This window comes from Cellulosimicrobium sp. RS (assembly GCF_046159675.1).
Lineage (GTDB): Bacteria > Actinomycetota > Actinomycetes > Actinomycetales > Cellulomonadaceae > Cellulosimicrobium > Cellulosimicrobium funkei.
This window is the reverse complement of the sequence record NZ_JBJXVU010000004.1, coordinates 124,958-143,388: the sequence shown is the minus strand read 5'-3', so window position 1 is coordinate 143,388 and position 18,431 is coordinate 124,958. Positions and strand designations below refer to the sequence as shown.

19 protein-coding genes are annotated in these 18,431 nt (G+C 75.7%); 5 read left to right on the top strand and 14 right to left on the bottom strand.

All coding sequences use genetic code 11. From position 1 onward, the window contains the following. Positions 1 to 2: 2 nt before the first annotated feature. From ACI769_RS08085 to ACI769_RS08075, 3 genes are read right to left on the bottom strand one after another with little or no spacing between them, the layout of a single operon-like run. Positions 3 to 1,406, bottom strand: a complete 1,404-nt coding sequence (locus tag ACI769_RS08085; RefSeq protein ID WP_085387656.1) for a dipeptidase — start codon at positions 1,404 to 1,406, stop codon at positions 3 to 5. After that, positions 1,403 to 1,936, bottom strand: coding sequence for a hypothetical protein (locus ACI769_RS08080; RefSeq protein ID WP_051028284.1), 534 nt, complete (start codon positions 1,934 to 1,936; stop codon positions 1,403 to 1,405). The genes ACI769_RS08085 and ACI769_RS08080 overlap by 4 nt, the downstream gene beginning before the upstream one ends. Further along, positions 1,933 to 3,420: an APC family permease gene (locus tag ACI769_RS08075; RefSeq protein ID WP_085387655.1), complete on the bottom strand. Its 1,488-nt coding sequence runs from the start codon at positions 3,418 to 3,420 to the stop codon at positions 1,933 to 1,935. Before ACI769_RS08075 ends, ACI769_RS08080 begins: the two co-directional genes overlap by 4 nt. Before the next feature lie 352 nt (positions 3,421 to 3,772). Here ACI769_RS08075 and ACI769_RS08070 point away from each other — a divergent pair, with 352 nt between their 5' ends. Continuing rightward, entirely contained in the window at positions 3,773 to 4,714 is a 942-nt protein-coding gene (locus ACI769_RS08070) for an NAD(P)-dependent oxidoreductase (protein WP_409141451.1), read from the top strand. A 17-nt stretch (positions 4,715 to 4,731) separates the two neighbouring features. Here the strand turns inward: ACI769_RS08070 and mutM are convergent, their stop codons facing one another. The 6 genes from mutM to coaD form a co-directional block, all read right to left on the bottom strand. Further along, the gene (mutM, locus tag ACI769_RS08065) at positions 4,732 to 5,676 is read right to left on the bottom strand and encodes a bifunctional DNA-formamidopyrimidine glycosylase/DNA-(apurinic or apyrimidinic site) lyase (RefSeq protein ID WP_168944353.1); all 945 of its coding nucleotides are present in this window, start codon (positions 5,674 to 5,676) and stop codon (positions 4,732 to 4,734) included. Further along, positions 5,669 to 6,418: a ribonuclease III gene (rnc, locus tag ACI769_RS08060; RefSeq protein ID WP_051028283.1), complete on the bottom strand. Its 750-nt coding sequence runs from the start codon at positions 6,416 to 6,418 to the stop codon at positions 5,669 to 5,671. Before rnc ends, mutM begins: the two co-directional genes overlap by 8 nt. A gap of 5 nt (positions 6,419 to 6,423) precedes the next feature. Continuing rightward, complete coding sequence (gene rpmF / locus ACI769_RS08055; protein WP_021482203.1) at positions 6,424 to 6,618, bottom strand: 50S ribosomal protein L32; 195 nt, start codon at positions 6,616 to 6,618, stop codon at positions 6,424 to 6,426. Positions 6,619 to 6,620: 2 nt separating this feature from the next. Further along, positions 6,621 to 7,139: a DUF177 domain-containing protein gene (locus ACI769_RS08050; protein ID WP_163187270.1), complete on the bottom strand. Its 519-nt coding sequence runs from the start codon at positions 7,137 to 7,139 to the stop codon at positions 6,621 to 6,623. A gap of 280 nt (positions 7,140 to 7,419) precedes the next feature. Next, positions 7,420 to 8,004, bottom strand: a complete 585-nt coding sequence (locus ACI769_RS08045; protein ID WP_081600119.1) for a hypothetical protein — start codon at positions 8,002 to 8,004, stop codon at positions 7,420 to 7,422. 23 nt (positions 8,005 to 8,027) lie between these two features. Next, complete coding sequence (gene coaD, locus ACI769_RS08040; protein WP_031315746.1) at positions 8,028 to 8,528, bottom strand: pantetheine-phosphate adenylyltransferase; 501 nt, start codon at positions 8,526 to 8,528, stop codon at positions 8,028 to 8,030. 87 nt (positions 8,529 to 8,615) lie between these two features. Here coaD and ACI769_RS08035 point away from each other — a divergent pair, with 87 nt between their 5' ends. After that, positions 8,616 to 9,353: a GNAT family N-acetyltransferase gene (locus ACI769_RS08035; protein WP_409141450.1), complete on the top strand. Its 738-nt coding sequence runs from the start codon at positions 8,616 to 8,618 to the stop codon at positions 9,351 to 9,353. Positions 9,354 to 9,526: 173 nt separating this feature from the next. On the opposite strand, the gene rsmD is transcribed toward ACI769_RS08035, so the two are convergent. Genes rsmD through ACI769_RS08020 form a run of 3 tightly spaced genes read right to left on the bottom strand, consistent with a single transcriptional unit; the run spans position 9,527 to position 14,289 of the window. Next, the gene (gene rsmD / locus ACI769_RS08030) at positions 9,527 to 10,162 is read right to left on the bottom strand and encodes a 16S rRNA (guanine(966)-N(2))-methyltransferase RsmD (RefSeq protein ID WP_085387651.1); all 636 of its coding nucleotides are present in this window, start codon (positions 10,160 to 10,162) and stop codon (positions 9,527 to 9,529) included. Positions 10,163 to 10,198: 36 nt separating this feature from the next. After that, positions 10,199 to 12,457 (bottom strand): ATP-dependent DNA helicase RecG, encoded by a 2,259-nt coding sequence (gene recG / locus ACI769_RS08025; RefSeq protein WP_085387650.1) that lies wholly within the window; start codon positions 12,455 to 12,457, stop codon positions 10,199 to 10,201. Next, positions 12,454 to 14,289, bottom strand: coding sequence for a DAK2 domain-containing protein (locus ACI769_RS08020; protein ID WP_157446612.1), 1,836 nt, complete (start codon positions 14,287 to 14,289; stop codon positions 12,454 to 12,456). Before ACI769_RS08020 ends, recG begins: the two co-directional genes overlap by 4 nt. Before the next feature lie 319 nt (positions 14,290 to 14,608). On the opposite strand from ACI769_RS08020, the gene rpmB reads away from it, so the two are divergent. Beyond that, positions 14,609 to 14,800: a 50S ribosomal protein L28 gene (rpmB, locus tag ACI769_RS08015; RefSeq protein ID WP_024840757.1), complete on the top strand. Its 192-nt coding sequence runs from the start codon at positions 14,609 to 14,611 to the stop codon at positions 14,798 to 14,800. A 147-nt stretch (positions 14,801 to 14,947) separates the two neighbouring features. After that, positions 14,948 to 15,466 (top strand): GNAT family N-acetyltransferase, encoded by a 519-nt coding sequence (locus ACI769_RS08010; protein WP_043654863.1) that lies wholly within the window; start codon positions 14,948 to 14,950, stop codon positions 15,464 to 15,466. Between the two features lie 9 nt (positions 15,467 to 15,475). On the opposite strand, the gene ACI769_RS08005 is transcribed toward ACI769_RS08010, so the two are convergent. Further along, positions 15,476 to 16,468: a thiamine-phosphate kinase gene (locus tag ACI769_RS08005; RefSeq protein WP_085387648.1), complete on the bottom strand. Its 993-nt coding sequence runs from the start codon at positions 16,466 to 16,468 to the stop codon at positions 15,476 to 15,478. A 64-nt stretch (positions 16,469 to 16,532) separates the two neighbouring features. Here ACI769_RS08005 and ACI769_RS08000 point away from each other — a divergent pair, with 64 nt between their 5' ends. Then, complete coding sequence (locus ACI769_RS08000; RefSeq protein WP_232322537.1) at positions 16,533 to 17,084, top strand: DUF3515 family protein; 552 nt, start codon at positions 16,533 to 16,535, stop codon at positions 17,082 to 17,084. Between the two features lie 45 nt (positions 17,085 to 17,129). Here ACI769_RS08000 and ACI769_RS07995 read toward each other — a convergent pair whose 3' ends face one another. Continuing rightward, entirely contained in the window at positions 17,130 to 18,299 is a 1,170-nt protein-coding gene (locus tag ACI769_RS07995; RefSeq protein WP_085387647.1) for a D-alanine--D-alanine ligase family protein, read from the bottom strand. Positions 18,300 to 18,431: the final 132 nt, after the last annotated feature.

Here is an 18,431-nt window from a genome sequence, read left to right as displayed (position 1 = left end):
GGTCAGCCCTCGCCGAGGCGCGCGAGGAACAGCGCCTCGCCGACCGCGAGGTTCTCGATCTCGCTGGGCGCGACCGACTCGTTCGGCGCGTGGATGAGGCACGCGGGCTCCTCGACCCCGAGGAGCACGATCTCCGCGTCCGGGTACTGGCCCGCGAGCACGTTGCACAGCGGGATCGAGCCGCCCTGGCCCGCGGTGACCGTCTCGCGCCCGTAGGCGTCCGCGAGCGCCCCCGTGAGCGTGTCGAACACGTGCCCGCTCGTGCGGGCCGCGAACGGCTGCCCGACGGCGTCGCGCTCGACCCGTACGCGCACCCCCCAGGGCGCGTGGGCCTCGAGGTGCGCGACGAGCTTGTCCTGCAGGTCCTGGGCGTCCGCACCGGGCGGCACCCGCAGGTTGAGCCGGGCGGCCGCACGCGGCTGGATCGCGGCCGCGGAGCCGACGACGCTCGGCGCGTCGATCCCGAGGATCGTCACGACGGGCCGCGCCCACAGCCGGTCGGCGACGCTGCCGGTCCCGACGAGCCCGACGCCGTCGAGCACGCCCGCGTCGCGGCGGAACTGGTCCTCGTCGTACGCGACCCCGTCCCACGTGCCGTGCGCGACGGCGGGCGGCACGCCGTCGATGGTCGTGTCGCCGTGCTCGTCGCGCAGGCTCGCGAGGATCGCGACGAGAGCCGCGAGCGCGTCGGGCGCGGCGCCGCCGAACATGCCGGAGTGGATCTCGCCCTCGAGCGCCTCGACGTGCACGACGACGTTCGCCGCGCCGCGCAGGGTGACGGTGAGCGTCGGGAGGCCGAGCTCGGCATTGCCGGTGTCCTGGACGAGCATCGCGTCGGCCGCGAGCGCCCCGGGGTTCTCCTCGACCCACCGGTCGAGACCGCCCGTCCCCTGCTCCTCGGAGCCCTCGACGACGAGCCGGACCCCGACGGGGAGGTCGTCGCCGCCGAGCGCGCGCAGGGCCCGCAGCGCGGTGAGGTGCGTGACGACGTTCCCCTTGCAGTCCGCGGCGCCGCGCCCGTAGAGGCGACCGTCGCGCTCGGTGAGCTCGAAGGGCGGGCTGGTCCACGCGGCGTCGTCGAGGGGCGGCTGAACGTCGTAGTGCGCGTAGAGCAGGACGGTGGGCGCGCCGTCGGGCCCGGGACGGTGGCCCAGGACGACCTGCGACCCGTCGGGCGTGACCTCCAGGCGCGTGTCGATCCCCTCCGCGCGGAACGCGTCGGCCACCCAGCGGGCGGCGCGCTCGCACTCGGCGCGGGGGTAGAGGCGCTCGTCGGCGACGGACGGGATGGCGACGAGCGTGCGCAGGTCGTCGAGCGCGCGCGGCAGGAGGCCCTGCACGGCGGCCCGCACCTCCTCGACGTGCCCGGTGGCGTCGGGTCGTGCTCCGGTGCTCGGCTGGCTCACGCGTCCTCCTCGGTCGTGGTTCCGGTGGTGGCGTCGGTGCCCTCGCCGCCCTGCTCGGTGGTGCGGCCGGGGTCGAGGTCGAGCGAGTCCACGTACGCGTCGAACGCGGCGAGCTGGTCGGGGCAGTAGACCTCGATGACGAGCCGGTCGCCGGCGAGGCGGCGCTCGTCGAGCACGGACGGCCGCAGGCCCGGGCCGGCGGCCCCGTTCGCCGCGCCGAGGTCGGCGGTCGCCTCGACGAGGGCGGCCGGGTCGGCACAGAAGCCGCCGCCGTCGTCGCCGAGGACGTCGGCGATCGTCTCCTCGCTGAAGGCGGTGATCCCGATCGCGGCGAACTGCTCGTGCAGCTCGGCCGCCTTCTGCTCGGCCTCGCGCGCGTCGCGGTTCGACCGCACGTCGTCGAAGACGATCAGCATGACGGCGCCGAGGGCGACGAGGAGCAGCGCGGCGGCGGTGTACGTGACCCACCGCTTCGACGAGACCGGCTCGGGCTCGTGCTCGGGGACGTGGGAGGGACGGGTCGTGGTCATGCCGCGTCGCCCTCCCCCGCCTCGTCCGCCGCCGCGAGCGCCGCGGCCTCGGGGTCCCTCCAGGACGGCTTGCGCAGCAGGTAGAAGAGCGCCGGGACGAGGATGCCGATGATCCCGAGGCCGCCACCGACGATCAGCACGTAGACGCCCACGTTCCCGCTGGAGAACTGCGCGGGCGGCACGAACCCGATGATCATCGCGGCCACCGAGGCGCAGAACCCGACGACGCACAGGAGCGTCAGCGCGGGCGCGCGGTAGCCGCGCGGGTGGTCGGGTGCCCGACGGCGCAGCCGCACCGCCGCGACGAACAGCAGCAGGTACATGACGAGGTACACCTGCGTCGTGATGACGGACAGGATCCAGTAGGCGCTCGAGACGTCGGGGATGAAGGCGTACAGGAGCGCGATGCCGGTCGTGATGACGCCCTGCGTGACGAGGATGTTCTGCTGCACGCCGTGCTTGTTGAGCCGCTGCAGGAACGGCGGGAGGTAGCCCTCCTCGCGCGCGACGGTGAGCAGGCCCTTGGACGGCCCGGCGAGCCACGTGAGCATGCCGCCGAGCGACGCCGCGATGAGCATGAGGCCGAGGATCGGCGTCAGCCAGCTCACGCCGAAGTTGGCGAAGAACGCGTCGAACGCCTGCATCACCCCGGCGGTCAGGCTGAGCTGGTCGGCCGGGATCACCCAGCTGATCGCGACGGCCGGGAGGATGAAGATCACGAGGACGAGCCCGATCGCGAGGAACATCGACCGCGGGAACTCCGTCGCCGGCCTGCGCAGGCTCGTCACGTGCACCGCGTTCATCTCCATGCCCGCGTACGACAGGAAGTTGTTGACGATGAGCACCAGCGACGCGAGCCCGGTCCAGGCCGGCAGCAGGTGCTGCGCGTCCATCGGCGCGGCCGACGGGTTGCCCTGGGCCAGGAAGACGACGCCGAGCACGACGAGGATCGCGGCCGGGACGAGCGTCCCGATGACGAGGCCCCAGCTCGACAGCCCCGCGACCGTCTTGGTGCCCTGGGAGGAGAGCCACACGCCCGTCCAGAAGAGCACGACGATGACGATCGCGACGTAGAGCCCGTTGCTCGCGAGGCTCGGGTTGATGACGTAGGCGAACGTGCTCGCGACGTACCCGAGCAGGCTCGGGTAGTAGAAGATCGTCATCGCGAACTGGCACCAGATCGCGAGGAACCCGAGCGGCTTCGACACGCCGTCCGCGACCCAGCGGTACACGCCGCCCGACCATCCCGACGCGAGCTCGGCCGACACCAACGACGTCGGGAGCAGGAACACGAGCGCCGGAACCACGTAGAGGAACACGGCCGCGAGGCCGTAGACCGCCATGGTCGGCGCGGCGCGCAGGCTCGCGACCGACGACGTGATCATGAACGCGAGCGTGAGCCACGTGATGTAGTTCTTCGGTGTCCGTGCCGTGATCGCCGCGCGCACCTCAGCGTGCGTCGGCGCGCCCGTGGACGTGCCCATCCCCCACCCCCGAAGCCGTGACCCCGCCAGGGCCGACCGGGACGGCGCGCGGACGGCGCGTCGTCGGAACACCGCGAACATATCGCCGCAACGCAGGTCGCGCCTGGGGAGTCGTCCGGGGCTCTGCCGGGGGCGCGGACCGGGCGCCGCACCCGCGCGGGTCGGCGCCGGGCCTGCTCAGAGGTGGCGCGAGGGCGGCTCGGTGGCGGCTCGGTGGCGGCTCGGTGGCGGCTCGGTGGCGGCTCGGTGGCGGCTCGGTGGCGGCTCGGACGCGGTGATACGTTCGCGAGGCGGCCCGTCCCGCGCAGCGCGAGGGCCGTGACGACACCACGGACGACCCTCAGGAGCAGCGGTGAAGATCCTCGTGCCCGGCACCATCGCCCTCGACGTGCACGCGGGCCCGGACGACGAGGTCGTCGTGTACGACGGCGCGGCCCCGATCCGCCCCGAGGACGCCGACGCCGAGGTGCTCGTGGTGTGGGGCAGCTCCGCGGAGAACCTCGCCGACGCCGCGGCGCGGCTCCCGCGCCTGCGCTGGGTCCAGACGCTCGCCGCGGGCCCCGACGCCGTGCTCGCGGCCGGGTTCGGGCCGGACGTGACGATCACCTCGGGCCGGTCCCTGCACGACGGCCCCGTCGCCGAGCACGCGCTCGCGCTGGTCCTCGCCGTCGTGCGCCGGCTCGACGTGCTCGGGGCGGCGCAGCGCGAGCACCGGTGGGACACCGCGGTGAACCAGGCGCAGGCGGACCCGGCGACGGCCGCGCGCTACACGCTCGACGGCGCACGCGTGACCGTGTGGGGCTTCGGCTCGATCGCCGCCCGGCTCGCGCCGCTGCTCGCGGCGCTCGGCGCCGACGTGACGGGCGTCGCGAGCCGCCGCGGCGAGCGGGACGGCTTTCCCGTCGTGACCGACGACGACCTCCCCGACGTGCTCGCCTCGACCGACGTGCTCGTCTCGCTCCTGCCCGCCCTCGACACGACGCGGCACGCGTTCGACGCCGCGCGGATCGACCAGCTCCCCGACCACGCGGTCTTCGTCAACGTCGGCCGCGGCGCCACGGTCGACGAGGACGCGCTCGTCGCCGCGCTGCACGACGGGCGCCTCGGCGGCGCCGCGCTCGACGTCACCGGGTCCGAGCCCCTGCCCGCGGAGTCACCCCTGTGGGACGCGCCGCGCCTGGTCCTCACGCCGCACGTCGCGGGCAACCGGCCCGAGCGCGCGTCCGAGCTCGTCAACGCCAACCTCGACGCGCTCCGCGCGGGCCGCGAGCTCCGCAACGTCGTCCCCCGCTGAGGGGGCGCTTCCGGGGTCTACCAGCGGCCGTTGCGGGGGCGCGGCTGGCACCGCGGGCACGTGTACGACGAGCGGTTCATGAACTCGTCGCGCCGGACGGGCGTGCCGCACCGGGGGCACGGCTCGCCCTCCTGCCCGTACACGGCGAGCGACCGCGAGAAGTAGCCGGACTGCCCGTTCACGTTGACGTACAGCGCGTCGAAGCTCGTGCCGCCCTGCGCGAGGGCCTCGGTCATGACCTCGGCCGCCGCGTCGAGCAGGCGGTGCGCCTCGGGACGGCGCAGCGTGTCCGTCGCGCGGGCGTAGTGCAGCCGGGCGCGCCACAGCGCCTCGTCCGCGTAGATGTTGCCGACCCCGGACACGACGGTCTGGTCGAGCAGCGCGCGCTTGACGCCCGTCCGACGACGCCGGATCGCGTCCACCACGTCGTCGCGCCGCAGCGACGGGTCGAGCAGGTCCCGGCCGATGTGCGCGACCGGCGCCGGGACCGCGGCGAGGTCGGAGCCGAGGCCGCCGGGGGCGCCGTCGGGCGTCGGGACGAGGTCCTGGACGGACAGGTGCCCGAACGTGCGCTGGTCGACGAAGTCGAGCGCCTGCGCACCGTACGCGGTGCGGTCGTCGTGCTCGAGCACCACGCGCACCCGCAGGTGCGGCGAGCGGTCGGCGAGCGCGACGCCGGAGCGGACGAGGAGCTGGCCCGACATCCCGAGGTGGGCCAGCAGGGCGGCGGCGGGACCGTCGTCGGACCCGGCGGCGGGCTCGAGCGGGAGCCAGAGGAACTTGCCGCGGCGCACCGCGGCGCCGAGCCGCTGGCCGAGCAGCTCGTCGCGGAAGCCCGCCGGCCCGCCCTCGTGGCGCCGCACGCTGTAGTCGCGCAGCACCTCCACGTCGACGACGCGGGCGCCCACGACGTGGCGGGCGAGACCGTCGCGGACGGTCTCGACCTCGGGCAGCTCAGGCACCGGCGTCCTCGGCGGCGACCGGCGAGGCCGCGGACGCCGCCTCGCGCTCGGCCTGCTCCGCCGCGAGCGCGCGGTACGCGCGCTCCGCGGCCTCCTGCTCGGCGTACTTCTTCGCCGTCCCGCTGCCCGTGCCGTAGAGGCGTCCGTCGAGGTGCACGTACGACGTGAAGACCCGCGCGTGGTCCGGCCCTACGGCATCGCTCGAGTACGACGGCGCGCTCAGCCCGGCCGCGGCCGCGGCCTCCTGGAGCGACGTCTTCCAGTCGAGCCCGGCACCCAGACCGGCCGCCGCCGACAGCGTCGGCTCGACGAGCCCGAGCACGAGCCCGCGGGCCGGCTCCAGGCCGTGGCTCAGGTAGACCGCGCCGATGATCGCCTCGACCGTGTCGGAGAGGATCGAGTCCTTGTCGTTGCCGCGCGTACGGATCTCGCCCTTGCCGAGCAGCACGTACTGCCCCAGGCCGAGCCGGCGCGCGATCGCGGCGAGCGACTTCTGCGAGACGGTCGCGGCCCGCATCTTGGCGAGCTCGCCCTCGGACAGGTCGGGGTGGCGGCGGTAGAGGGTCTCCGTGACGACGAGGCCCAGGACGGTGTCACCGAGGAACTCGAGACGCTCGTTCGTGGGGATGCCGCCGTTCTCGTGCGCGAACGACCGGTGCGTGAGCGCAAGCACGAGAAGCTCGGGGTCCAGATGGACCCCGAGCTTCTCGAGAAGACCGGATGCCGGTGCAGCCGGTGCCACGCGCCTCAGCCTGCGTGCTCGGTGCGCAGCGCCTCGGCGTACTGGCGGCCCTTGTAGGTACCGCACGTCGGGCACGCCGCGTGCGACAGCTTGTCGCCCTTGCACTGCGGGCAGGTGGTGAGGTTCGCGGCGGTCGTCTTCCACTGCGAACGACGCGCACGGGTGTTGCTGCGCGACATCTTGCGCTTCGGAACAGCCACGGCTAGCTCTCTTTCGTCTCGTCGGACACGTTCGAGGTGTCGAACATGCTCTCCAGCGCCGACCACCGAGGGTCGACAAGTTCGTGGGTGTGGCCCGGGTCGTCCGCCAGGCGCGCACCGCACTCGGAGCACAGCCCCGGGCAGTCCGCTCGGCACACCGGACTGAATGGTAGTGCAGTGACGACCGAATCCCGTAGCGCGGGCTCGATGTCCGCGAGGTCGCCGTCCAGCTCGTAGACGTCCTCGGCGTCCTCCAGGTCGTCGCCCGACTCCTCGGCGGCCTTCGCGCGCTCCGGGTAGGCGAACAGCTCGCCGAGCTCGACCGAGACGTCCTCGTGCACCGTGTCGAGGCAGCGCACGCACTCCCCGACCGCACGCCCCGTCACCGTCCCGGAGACGAGCACACCCTCCATGACGGCCTCGAGACGCAGGTCGAGCTCGAGCTCGCTGCCCTCGGGGATGCCGATGACTGCGGTCCCGAGGTCGGCCGGCGCGGGGACGGTCCGGCGGACCGTCAGCATGCTCCCGGGTCGCCGACCGAGCTCGTGCGTGTCGAGCACGAGCGGCGACGTCTTCTCGGCGGTGATGGTGCGCTCCAGGATCGGAGCCCGCAGGCGTGGGCGCCCGCGGACGGTGGTCAACGATGGTCGGGGGCCGGCGACCGCTCGACGGCGGCTGCCAGGCACGGGTCGACGCGTGACGCGACGAGCCAAACATCGATCTTACGTCACCGGACGCCGTGGTCGCCACCTTCACGGCGCCGACCACGACGGTGGTCGGGCCCGGCGACCGGCACGCCCGTCAGCGGGCCGCGCGCTCCCCGCCGCGCTCGCGCATCGTCGCCGGGAACGGCGACTCGTCGGCGTCGCCGAAGCGGTCGCCGAGCCGGTCCGCGAGCTTCGCCCGGCCGGCCTGGACCTGCGCGAGGAGCTTGCCGAGGTCCACCTCGAAGTCCGCGAGCCGCCGGTCGCAGTAGTCGTCGGCGTCGCGCTGCAGCACGGCCGCCGCCTCCTGCGCCTCGTCGACGATGTCGCGGGCGCGCGCCTCCGCCTGGACCACCACCTGCTCCGTCTGCACGAGCTCGATCGCCCGGGCGCGCGCCGTCGTGAGGATCTCCTCCGCCTGCCGGTGCGCGTCCTCGAGCACGGCGTCCGCCTGCGCGAGCACCTCGTCCGCGTGCGCGAGCTGCTCCGGCAGCGCTCCCCGCAGCTCGTCCAGGAGCGCGAGGGCGTCGCCCTTGTGCACCAGCACCGACGCGGACATCGGCATCGTGCGCGCCGACTCGACGAGGTGCGTGAGGTCGTCGAGGATCGCGTTCAACCCGACCTGCGCCTCCTCGCCCGCGCGGTCCTCGTGCGTCGGCCGTCGGCCCTGCTGCTCGCTCACGTACCCGGTCCTTCCCGTCGTGCTCACCTGCTGGTCCCCTGCGTTCGTGCCAGCGCCGCCCGGACGGCGTCGCCCACCCCCGGCGGGACGAGGTCGTCCACCGGTCCCCCGTACCGCGCGATGTCCTTCACGAGCGACGACGCGACGTGCAGGAGCGCCGCGTCGCCCGCGACGAACACCGTCTCGACCCCCGCGAGGTGCCGGTTCATGAGCGCCATCGGCAGCTCCGCGTCGAAGTCGGCACCGCCGCGCAGGCCCTTGACCACCGCCGTCGCACCGACGTCGCGGCAGAAGTCGACGAGCAGCCCCGGCACGACCTCGACCCGGACGCCGTCCAGCCCCGCGTCCCGCACCGCGGACCGCGCGAGGTCCACGCGCTCGTCGACGCTCAGGAGCGCCGACTTCGACGCGTTCCGCGCGACGCCGACGACGACCTCGTCGAAGAGGGCGCGTGCACGGCGGACGATGTCGAGGTGGCCCAGGGTGATCGGGTCGAACGACCCGGGACAGACGGCTGTGGTCACCTCGTCACGGTAGTACACGGGGGCCGCTGGACCCGGGCGGCGCGGCCGGGCGCGCGCCGACCGTCGTCGGGCGCGACGATGGTCGACGTGACCACCCCCGCCGTCGTCCCGCTCACCGAACCCGCGCTGCTGCGCTCGCTGCACCGCGACGTCCTCGTGCCGTCGTTCCCGCCGGCCGAGCTCGTCGACGAGCAGGAGCTGCTCGACGCCCACGCGAGCGGGCGGCTGCGCAGCCTCGGCGTGGTCGAGGACGGCCGCGTCGTCGCCGGCGTCGTCGGCGAGTGGTTCGCCGACGCGCGCGTCCTCCTCGTGCTCTACCTCGCGATCGCCCCCGGACGCCGCGGCGGCGGCGTGGGCCGTCGTCTCGTCACCACCGCGCTCGACGACTGGCGCGCGCTCGACCCGCTCGTCGTCGTGGGCGAGGTCGAGCACCCCGCGCACCACACGGGCAGCGAGGCCCACGGCGACCCGGTCGCGCGACTCCGGTTCTACGCGCGCCTCGGGGCGCGCGTCTTGGCGCTCCCCTACTTCCAGCCCGGCGACGGCCCGGGCGGCGAGCGCGTGCCCGCGCTCCTCCTCGTGTCGTTCCCCCTCGGCCCGCACGCCGCCGAGGACGACGTCCCGGCCGCGCCGCTGCGCGCCTTCCTCGCGGAGAACCTCCACGAGAGCGAGGGCACGCTCGCCGACGACGCCGCGACCCGCCGCCTGCTCGACGCCGCGGGCGGGGACCGCGTCCGCCTCGTCGACCCGGACGACCCCGCCGCCCTCGCGACCGTGCCCGTCGGCACCCTCGCCCCGGCCGAGACCCGAGCCCCGACGGCCTGACCCGCCGGTCCCGCCGGAGACTGCCGCCGCGAGCCGCAGGGCTCGCTACGACGCGCCCACCGACCAGGCAGTCCCGTCAGGCCGAGCAGGCGATCCTGGCGCGTCAGCCGACCCGGACGAGCCAGAACCACCTGGTCGACGGGGACGTGGGGCCGGACACGGGTGGCGGCGGGCTATGCGTCGTCGGGGAGCTCCGGGCCGACGAAGAACACCGCGGTCTCGCCGTAGTCCTTGTGCGCGACGAGCTCCCAGCCGGCGGGCCACGTCGGCTCGGGCGTGCGCGTCGAGCGCTCGACGACGACGACGGCGGCCGGGTCCAGCACGCCGGGCACGGCGAGGTGCGCGAGGACGCGCTCGAGCGCCTCGGCCGTCACGTCGTAGGGCGGGTCCACGAGCACGAGGTGGAAGGGGCCGTGGCCGGCACGCCCCGGGACCGGCGCCCCGGCCGCGTCCCCGGCCGCCGACCGCTGCGCCGTGGCCGCCGCCACGCCGGCGACGAACGCCTCGGCCGGCTGCGCGACGACGTGCACGTTCGACAGGCCGAGGGCGGCGACGTTGCGTCGGGCGACGTCGGCCGCGACCCGCGCGGAGTCGACGAGCGTGACGTCGGCCGCGCCGCGGCTCGCCGCCTCGAGGCCGAGCGCGCCGGAGCCCGCGTAGAGGTCGAGGACGCGCGCGTCGTCGACGACGCCGAGGTGCTCGAGCCGGGAGAAGATCGCCTCCCGCACGCGCTCGCTCGTCGGTCGCGTGCCGCGGGGCGGGACCTGCAGCGTGCGCCCACCGACTGTTCCCGCCACGATCCTCGTCACGCGCCCACCCTACGCAGACGCCGCGGCGCCCCGCCGTCACGCACGCTCGAGGAACTCCTCGCGCTCGGGGTCGAGCTGCTCGCGGATCGCGGCGGCGAGCGCCGGGTGGTCCGCGAGCTCCGGGTCCTGCGCGACGACCTCCGCCGCGTCCGCCCGCGCGGTCTCGATGACGTCCGCGTCCTTGACGACGCGCAGGAGCCGCAGGGAGCTCGCGCGCCCGGACTGGGCGGCGCCCAGGACGTCGCCCTCGCTGCGCAGCTCGAGGTCGACGGTGGCGAGCTCGAACCCGTCCGTCGTGCGCGCGAGCGTCTCGACGCGCGTCGCGGCGGGCGTGCCCGGCTGCGCGGTGGACACGAGCAGGCACAGCCCGGCGGCCGACCCGCGCCCGACGCGCCCGCGGAGCTGGTGGAGCTGGGAGATGCCGAACCGGTCCGCGTCGAGCACGACCATCGCCGTGGCCTCCGGGACGTCGACGCCGACCTCGACGACCGTCGTGGAGACGAGCACCTGGACCGCCCCCGACGCGAAGTCGGCCATCACCGCGTCCTTCTCGGCCGGCGGCATCTGGCCGTGCAGCACGCCGACCGTCAGCCCGGCGAGCCGCGGGTGGGCGCGCAGCTCCTCCGCGACCTCCAGCACGGCGCGCAACGGCGCCCGCTCGACGGCGTCGGGCGCCTCGGGGTCGAGCAGGAAGTCCGGGACGTCGTCGAAGTCGTCGTCCCCCGTCGCGCCCGCGTCGGCGTCCGGCTCGTCCGGGTGGATGCGGGCGCACACCACGTACGCACGGTGCCCGGCGTCGACCTCCTCGCGCACGCGCGCCCACGTCCGCTCCATCCAGGTCGGGTTCCCGGCGGGCACGACGTGCGTCGTGATGCCCGACCGCCCGGCGGGGATCTCCGTGAGCGACGACGTCTCGAGGTCGCCGAACACGGTCATCGCGACGGTGCGCGGGATCGGCGTCGCCGTCATGACCAGCAGGTGCGGGGAGGTGCGCGCCTTCGCCCGCAGCGCGTCGCGCTGCTCGACGCCGAACCGGTGCTGCTCGTCGACGACCACGAGCCCGAGGTCGGCGAACTGCACGTTCTCGGAGAGCAGCGCGTGCGTGCCCACGACGATCCCCGCCGCGCCGCTCGCGGCGTCGAGCAGGGCCTCCTTGCGCGCCGCGGCGCCGAGCGAGCCGGTGAGGAGCGCGACGCGCGTCCCGTGCTCGGCGCCCCCGAGGAACCCGCCCTCGGCGAGCGGCCCGAGGAGCGCCCGCAGGGTCCGGGCGTGCTGCGCGGCGAGCACCTCGGTGGGCGCGAGGAGCGCCGCCTGGCCGCCGGCGTCGATCACCTGGAGCATCGCGCGCAGCGCGACGACGGTCTTGCCGGAGCCGACCTCGCCCTGGAGGAGCCGCTGCATGGGGCGCGCGAGCGCGAGGTCGTCGGCGATCTCCCGGCCCACCTCGCGCTGTCCCTGCGTGAGCGTGAACGGCAGCGCCGCGTCGAAGTCCGCGAGGATGCCCGGCTCGCCCTCCGGCCGGGGCGGGCGTGCGGTCGCGGGCTCGGCGGCGGCCCGGGCACGCCGCTGCGCGAGCGCGGCCTGGAGGACGAACGCCTCCTCGTACCGCAGCCGGTCGCGACCGCGGCGCCACTGCTTCTCGTCGTACGGCTCGTGGACGTCGCGCAGCGCCTCGAGCCGGGTCCCGAGCCCGCGCCGCTCGCGGACGGCGTCGGGCAGCGGGTCGGGGACGTCCTCCTCGCGCAGCGGGTCGAGGACGGTCCGCACGGCGGGCTGGATCTTCCAGCTCGGGATGCTCCCGCTCGCGGGGTAGATGGGGATCGGCCTGCTCGCCTCGAGGACGGCGCTCTCGGCGTCCTCGGCGTCGTCGTCCATGCCGATGATCTTGTAGTCGGGGTGCGTGAGCTGGCGCGTGCCCCGGTAGAGGCCGACGACGCCCGTGAACAGGCCGTGCCGACCCGGCGCGAGCCGCTGCTCGTGGTAGCGCAGCACGTTGGGGCTCTTGGCGAAGAACGTGAGGGAGAGCTGCTGCGGGCCGTCCGTCACGATCGCCTCGAGGATGGCGCCCGCGCGGTTGCGCATGCGTCGGACGGTCGCGCTGCGGACCTGGGCGACGATCGTCACGTGCTCGCCGAGGGCGAGCCCGCCGAGGTCCGTGAGACGGCCGGGGTCGCCGTAGCGGCGCGGGTAGTGGCGCAGCAGGTCGCCCACGGTCTCGAGGCCGAGCTTCGCGAGCGGCCCCGCGCTGCGCGTCCCGACGGCGCGGGTCAGCGGCTCGGCCAGCCGGTCCGTCATGCGCCCACCGCCTCGTCCGTGCCGTGGTGGACGACGGCGCCCTCCGCGGCGAGCGCGATCGTGCCGCCGTCCCGGCCCGAGCGCAGGAGCACGAGCTCGGCCCCGGCGCGGGCGGCCGCGGGGGCGAGCGCGTCGAGCGCCGGGAGGGGGACGTCGTCGTCCGCGAGGACCGTGACGACCTCGGCGGGACGCTCGAGCAGGCCCTCCAGCAGCCCGACGAGCCGGCGCGCGGCCTCGGGGTCGTCCGTCCCGGCCGCCGACGCCCGGGACGTCCGCACCGTGGCGAGCGCGGACCGCACGGCGTCCACCCGCCCGGGGCCGTCGACCAGCTGGGCGGCGGCGAGCGCGACCGTCACGTGCAGGTCCGTCGGCGCCGCGAGCACCTCGAGCGACTCGACGCCGTCCTCGCGCAGGGCCGCGCGGAGCGTCGCGACGTCCCGCTCGGGAAGGTGGCCGCCGGGCAGCACGACGACGTGCGCCGCGCGCGCGTCGACGGCGACGCGGTGCAGCGCCGCGAGGTCGGGCGCACCGGGCTCGTCGCGCAGGAGCACGACGGCGCCCGCGCGCGCGAGGTCCGCGACGAGCCCCGGTGCGCTGGTCACGGCGACGAGCCCCGGCTCGTCCGACGGGCCGCCGTCCGCCGTGATGCCCGCCGCTTCCGGAAGGTGGCCGTGCCCGTGCGCCCCCGGCAGGTGGCGCACGCGGACCTGCCGCAGCGCGACGAGCGCCCCCGCTCCCTCCCGCGACGCGCGGCCCTGGGCGTCGGCGAGCACCGCCCGTCCGGCCACGACCGCCGCCATCGGGTCGTCGGTGTGGACGTGCGCCTGCCACAGCCCCGACCCGTCCTCGCCCGCGCCGCCGACGACCACCACGGAGTCCCCGATCCGGGACAGGTCGGACCGCAGCCGCTCCCCCGGTCCCGTCGACGCGCCCACGGCGTCGCCGAGGGCACCGCCCGGCAGGTCGACCACGTACATCACCTCGAACTCGCCCCCCTCGTGCGCGGCCTCGGTCCCCGACGCCGCCCCCGCGGACGACCCGGTGACCGGCGCCATGCCGGACATCATGCCCAGCACCTCCGACACGACCGGCGCGGGGGTCTCCGGCGCCGCGCCGGGCTCGTCGAGGCGCGCGTCGACGGTCCCGCGGCCCGGCTCGTCGATCTGCGTGCGGTCCGGTCCGCCGGTCCGCTCGTCGAGCGCCGCGACGAGCGCGCCGAGCACGAGCACGAGGCCGAGGGCCCCGGCGTCGAGCACCTGCGCCCGTGCCAGCGCGTCGAGCTCGTCGGTGCTGCGCAGCGCCGCGGCACGGGCGCCGTCCCGCGCCGCCGCGGCGACGGCACCGGGCGAGGGGTCGCCGTCCGTGACCACGTCCGCGGCCGCGCGGGCCGCCGCGTCCGCCGCGGTGAGGATCGTGCCCGGCGCCGGGCGCGCGACGGCACCCCGCGCCGTGCGCGCGGCGCGGTCCAGGCCGACGGCGAGCGCCGCCCCCGAGACCGTCCGGTGCTCGGCGAGCTCGAGCGCGAGCCCGCGCAGGTACTCGCTGAGGATGACGCCGGAGTTGCCTCGCGCCCCGACGAGCGCCCCGCGCGCGAGACGCACGAGCACGTCGCCCGCCCCGCCCGCTGGGCCCGCGGCGTCCGCCGTGCCCGCGGGCAGCGCCCGCACGGCGTCGAGCAGCGTGAGGTACATGTTCGTGCCGGTGTCCGCGTCGGCCACGGGGAATACGTTCACGCGGTCGAGCGACGCACGCGCCTGGGCGAGGGCGTGGACACCGCCACGACCCCACGCGACGACGACGGCGGCGTCGACCACGTCGGCTCCGGGGCTCACGTCGGGACGGCTCCTCGTACGCTGGGGGACGGCCCGGCCGCGCGCGACGGGTCGGACGACCCGGCGGTCGTCGGGACCACGGTAGTCAACGCGGCCCCCGGTCGTGGGGCGAGCCGCCCCGGGTCCGGCGTGATCCGCGCGACGCGGACCCGGTTTGAGCTGAGGGCATCGGATCGGCTACCCTGACGAGGTTGCCCGGGTGCTTCGCGCGCCCTCGACGTCGTCGAGGAGCCGCCGAGGGACACCGGGCCGGACACCCTACAGACCATTCAGGACGTCGCCGCTGCGTGCGCGACGTGCACGACGATCAGGAGAAACCGTGGCTGCCAACTGCGACGTCTGCGGCAAGGGCCCGGGCTTCGGGCACAGCATCTCGCACTCCCACATCCGCACGAAGCGCCGCTGGAACCCGAACATCCAGCGCGTGCGCGCCGTGGTCGCGGGGACGCCCAAGCGCCTCAACGTGTGCACCTCGTGCCTCAAGGCCGGCAAGGTCACCCGCCCCGCCTGAGTCGCGCGACTCCTCCACGAGAGCGCCCGCCGGTCCCCGGCGGGCGCTCTCGTCGTCTGTGCCTCCGGACGCCCGAGCTCCGAAGTTCTCCTGAGGATCCGGACAAACGGGCTTGGTGTATCCCCGCCCGGGTGGCAGTCTTTGTCCATGGTGACGGAACTGAGCGAGGTAACGATCCGCCCGGCCGGCCCCGCGGACGCGCGCGCCATCGCGGCCGTGCACATCGCGTCGTGGCGCGGCGCGTACGCCGGCATCGTGCCGGACGAGTACCTCGCCTCGCTCGACCACGACCAGCGTGAGAAGCACTGGGTCCAGAGCCTCGGCACCGCCGGGGCGCGCACCTGGCTCGCCGACGCCGACGGCCGCACCATCGGCTTCGCCACCCTCGGCCCCGGTCGCGACGAGGACGCCGAGCCCGGGGACCTCGAGATCTACGCCATCTACCTCGACCCCGAGTCCTGGGGCCGCGGCGTCGCGCGCGACCTCATGCGCACCATGCTCGGCGAGGTGGGCCCCGGCACCACCGTCACGCTCTGGGTCCTCGAGGACGCCGAGCGCGCGCGCCGGTTCTACCGTCGGCACGGGTTCAGCCCCGACGGGGTCGAGCGCCGCGACGACATCGGCGGCAAGGACCTCACCGCCGTCCGCTACCGCCGCCGGAGCTGACGCCCGCGCTCAGGCGCGGAAGTGGTCCCACCCCGACGACGGGCGCGGCACCGCGCCGTCCAGGCGCACGCCCGCGCCGTCGTCGCCCGCGGGACGCACCGTGCCGAGCCGCCGGAACCCGGCCGGGAGCGGTGCCGCCGCGGGGAACGTGGCGAGCAGACCGTGGTCCTCTCCCCCGGACAGGACCCACCCGTCGACGAGCTCCGCCCCGTCGCCCTCGCCCGCGAGCGCGGCGCCCGCGTCCCGCAGCCGGGCACGGTCGGCGTCGAGCGCGCCCGGGTCCAGGTCCACGACGACGCCGCTGGCCCGCGCGACCCGCCCCGCGTCCCGCAGCAGGCCGTCCGAGACGTCCATCATCGCCGTGGCCCCGGCGTCGGCCGCGACCGGGCCCGCGGCGAGCGGCGGGTCGGGACGCAGGTAGGCGGCGACGAGCGCGTCGTCGACGTCCGCGCGACCGGCGTCGAGCAGCGCGAGACCCGCGGCGGACCGCCCGAGCGTCCCCGCGAGCGCGACGACGTCACCCGCCCGGGCCCCGCCCCGCAGCACAGGCTCGCGACCCTCCAGGTCCCCGTGGACGGTCACGGCGACCACGACCTGGTCCCCTCCGGACAGGTCGCCGCCCACGACCGCGGCACCGAGCGGGGTGCACGCGTCGGCCAGCCCGCGCGCGAACCCGGTGACCCAGTCGACCGGCAGGTCGCCCGGCATGACGAGCGAGACGACGAGCGCCGCGGGGCGCGCGCCCATGGACACGACGTCGGCGAGGTTCTGCACGGCGGCGCGGCGGCCGACGTCGTAGCCCGTCGACCAGCGCCGGCGGAAGTGCCGGTCCTCGACGAGGACGTCGGTGGACACGACGTAGCGGCCGTCGGGCGCGGCGACGACCGCGCAGTCGTCCCCCGGCCCGACGAGCGTCGAGGGGGCCGTGGGCAGCAGGGGAAAGATCCGGGCGAGGAGCGCCTCCTCGGGCACGTCGCGGACCAGCAGGGGCGTCTCGCTCACGCGGCCACCCTAGTCGCCGCCCGGGCGGTCACGGGCACCCGTCGCGGGCCGCTACGGTGGTCGCGTGCTCGACGTCGTCCCTCCCCGCTCCCCCTCCGCCCGCCCCGGGTCGTCCCGGCCGTCCCGGCGCCGGCTCGTCCGCGCCCTGGCCGTCCCCGCGCTCCTGGGCGTCGTGGCCGCGACCGCCGCGTGCGCGCCGCGCATCGGCGTCCCCGTGGCGGACGACGCCCAGAACCCGCTGTGCGCGGACGTCGTGCTCGCGCTGCCTGACTCGCTGGGCGAGGACCTGCCGAAGGTCGGCACGACGAGCCAGGCCACGGCCGCCTGGGGCGAGCCGGGCGCCGCGGTGACGCTGCGGTGCGGCGTCGAGGTGCCCGGGCCCACGACCACGGCGTGCCAGAGCGTCGTGTCCGAGGGGGGCAGCGTCGACTGGCTCGTCGTCGAGGACGAGGGCACGTGGACGTTCACCACCTACGGGCGCGACCCCGCTGTACAGGTCGTCGTCCCGCCCGCCGTGACGGAGGGACACTCGACGTCGTTCATCGCGGACCTGGGCCGCGCGGTCATGGAGGTCCCGCAGACGCGCGCGTGCGTCGGGGTGGGCGACGTCGGCTGAGCCGGTGCCCGTCCCGGGGCCGCCCCCGGCCCGTCGCCCGCGCGGTCAGCGCAGGCCGGTGGGCCGCTCGAGCGCGAGCGCGACGAGCTCGTCGATGAGGTCGGGGTAGCTGAGCCCCGACTTCTCCCACATGCGGGGGTACATCGAGAACGGCGTGAAGCCCGGCATGGTGTTGATCTCGTTGACGACGACCCGCTCGTCGGGCGTGACGAACACGTCGACGCGCGAGAGGCCCTCCGCGCCGACCGCCTCGAACGTGCGCACGGCGATCTCGCGCACGCGCTCGACGAGGTGCTCCGGGAGGTCCGCCGGGCACGACAGCTCCACCCCGGCCTCGTCGAGGTACTTGGCCTCGAAGTCGTAGAAGTCGTGCTGCTCGCCCGTGACGACGATCTCCCCCGGCAGGGACGCGCGCGGCCGCGCTCCACCGCGCCCGCCGAGGACGGCGCACTCGATCTCGCGACCGACGACGCCCGCCTCGACGACGACCTTCGGGTCGTGCTCCTGCGCCGCCGCGATCGCCGCGGGCAGGTCGGCGAGGTCGTCGACCTTGGAGATGCCGAGGCTCGACCCGGCGCGCGCGGGCTTGACGAAGACGGGCAGGCCGAGCGCGGCCACCGCCTGCGTCACCGTCTCCGGGTCGCGCTCGAACGCTCCCGGCTTGACGACGGTGTACGGCGCGATCGGCAGGCCCTCGCCCGCGAGCACGAGCTTCATGAAGTGCTTGTCCATGCCGACCGCCGAGGCGAGGACGCCCGCGCCCACGTAGCGCACGTCGGAGAGCTCGAGCATGCCCTGGAGGGTGCCGTCCTCGCCGTAGGGGCCGTGCAGGAGCGGGAAGACGACGTCCACCTCGCCGAGCACGCGCGGCACCTCGCCGGGTGTGAGCACGCGCAGGTCCCGGCGCCCGGTCGACAGCGGGAGGATGACCTCCTCGCCCGTCGGCTCGACCTGCGGCAGCCGGCCTGCCGTGATCTCCCAGCGCGACGGCTCGTCGGCCGCGAGGACCCACTCGCCCGACGGCGTGATCCCGACCGGGACGACGTCGTAGCGCGTCCGGTCGATGGCGCGCAGGACGCCCGCGGCGGTCGCGGCGGAGATGGCGTGCTCGCCCGAGCGCCCGCCGAACAGCACGAGGACGCGGGGCTTGCGGGGGGCGCCGGTGGGGTGCTCGTCGGTGGACGGCACGGACCGGTCGGGGCTCTGGCTGGACATCGCGGACGACCCTACCGGACGCCTGCTCGCGCGCGGACGCGCGCCGGTGCGAGATCCCGGCGAGCATCCCCGCGAGATCCCGGGAACGATCCGGGAGGCTCCGGCGTTGGGAGTGCCGTGGAAGACACGACT

What these genes read in the sequence shown, in the direction of transcription:
- ACI769_RS08080 (WP_051028284.1), bottom strand. Translation starts at nt 1,936, where the DNA reads ATGACCACGACCCGTCCCTCCCACGTCCCCGAGCACGAGCCCGAGCCG.
- ACI769_RS08010 (WP_043654863.1), top strand. Translation starts at nt 14,948, where the DNA reads ATGGTGACGGAACTGAGCGAGGTAACGATCCGCCCGGCCGGCCCCGCG.
- ACI769_RS08050 (WP_163187270.1), bottom strand. Translation starts at nt 7,139, where the DNA reads ATGCTGACGGTCCGCCGGACCGTCCCCGCGCCGGCCGACCTCGGGACC.
- recG (WP_085387650.1), bottom strand. Translation starts at nt 12,457, where the DNA reads ATGACGGACCGGCTGGCCGAGCCGCTGACCCGCGCCGTCGGGACGCGC.
- ACI769_RS07995 (WP_085387647.1), bottom strand. Translation starts at nt 18,299, where the DNA reads ATGTCCAGCCAGAGCCCCGACCGGTCCGTGCCGTCCACCGACGAGCAC.
- ACI769_RS08075 (WP_085387655.1), bottom strand. Translation starts at nt 3,420, where the DNA reads ATGGGCACGTCCACGGGCGCGCCGACGCACGCTGAGGTGCGCGCGGCG.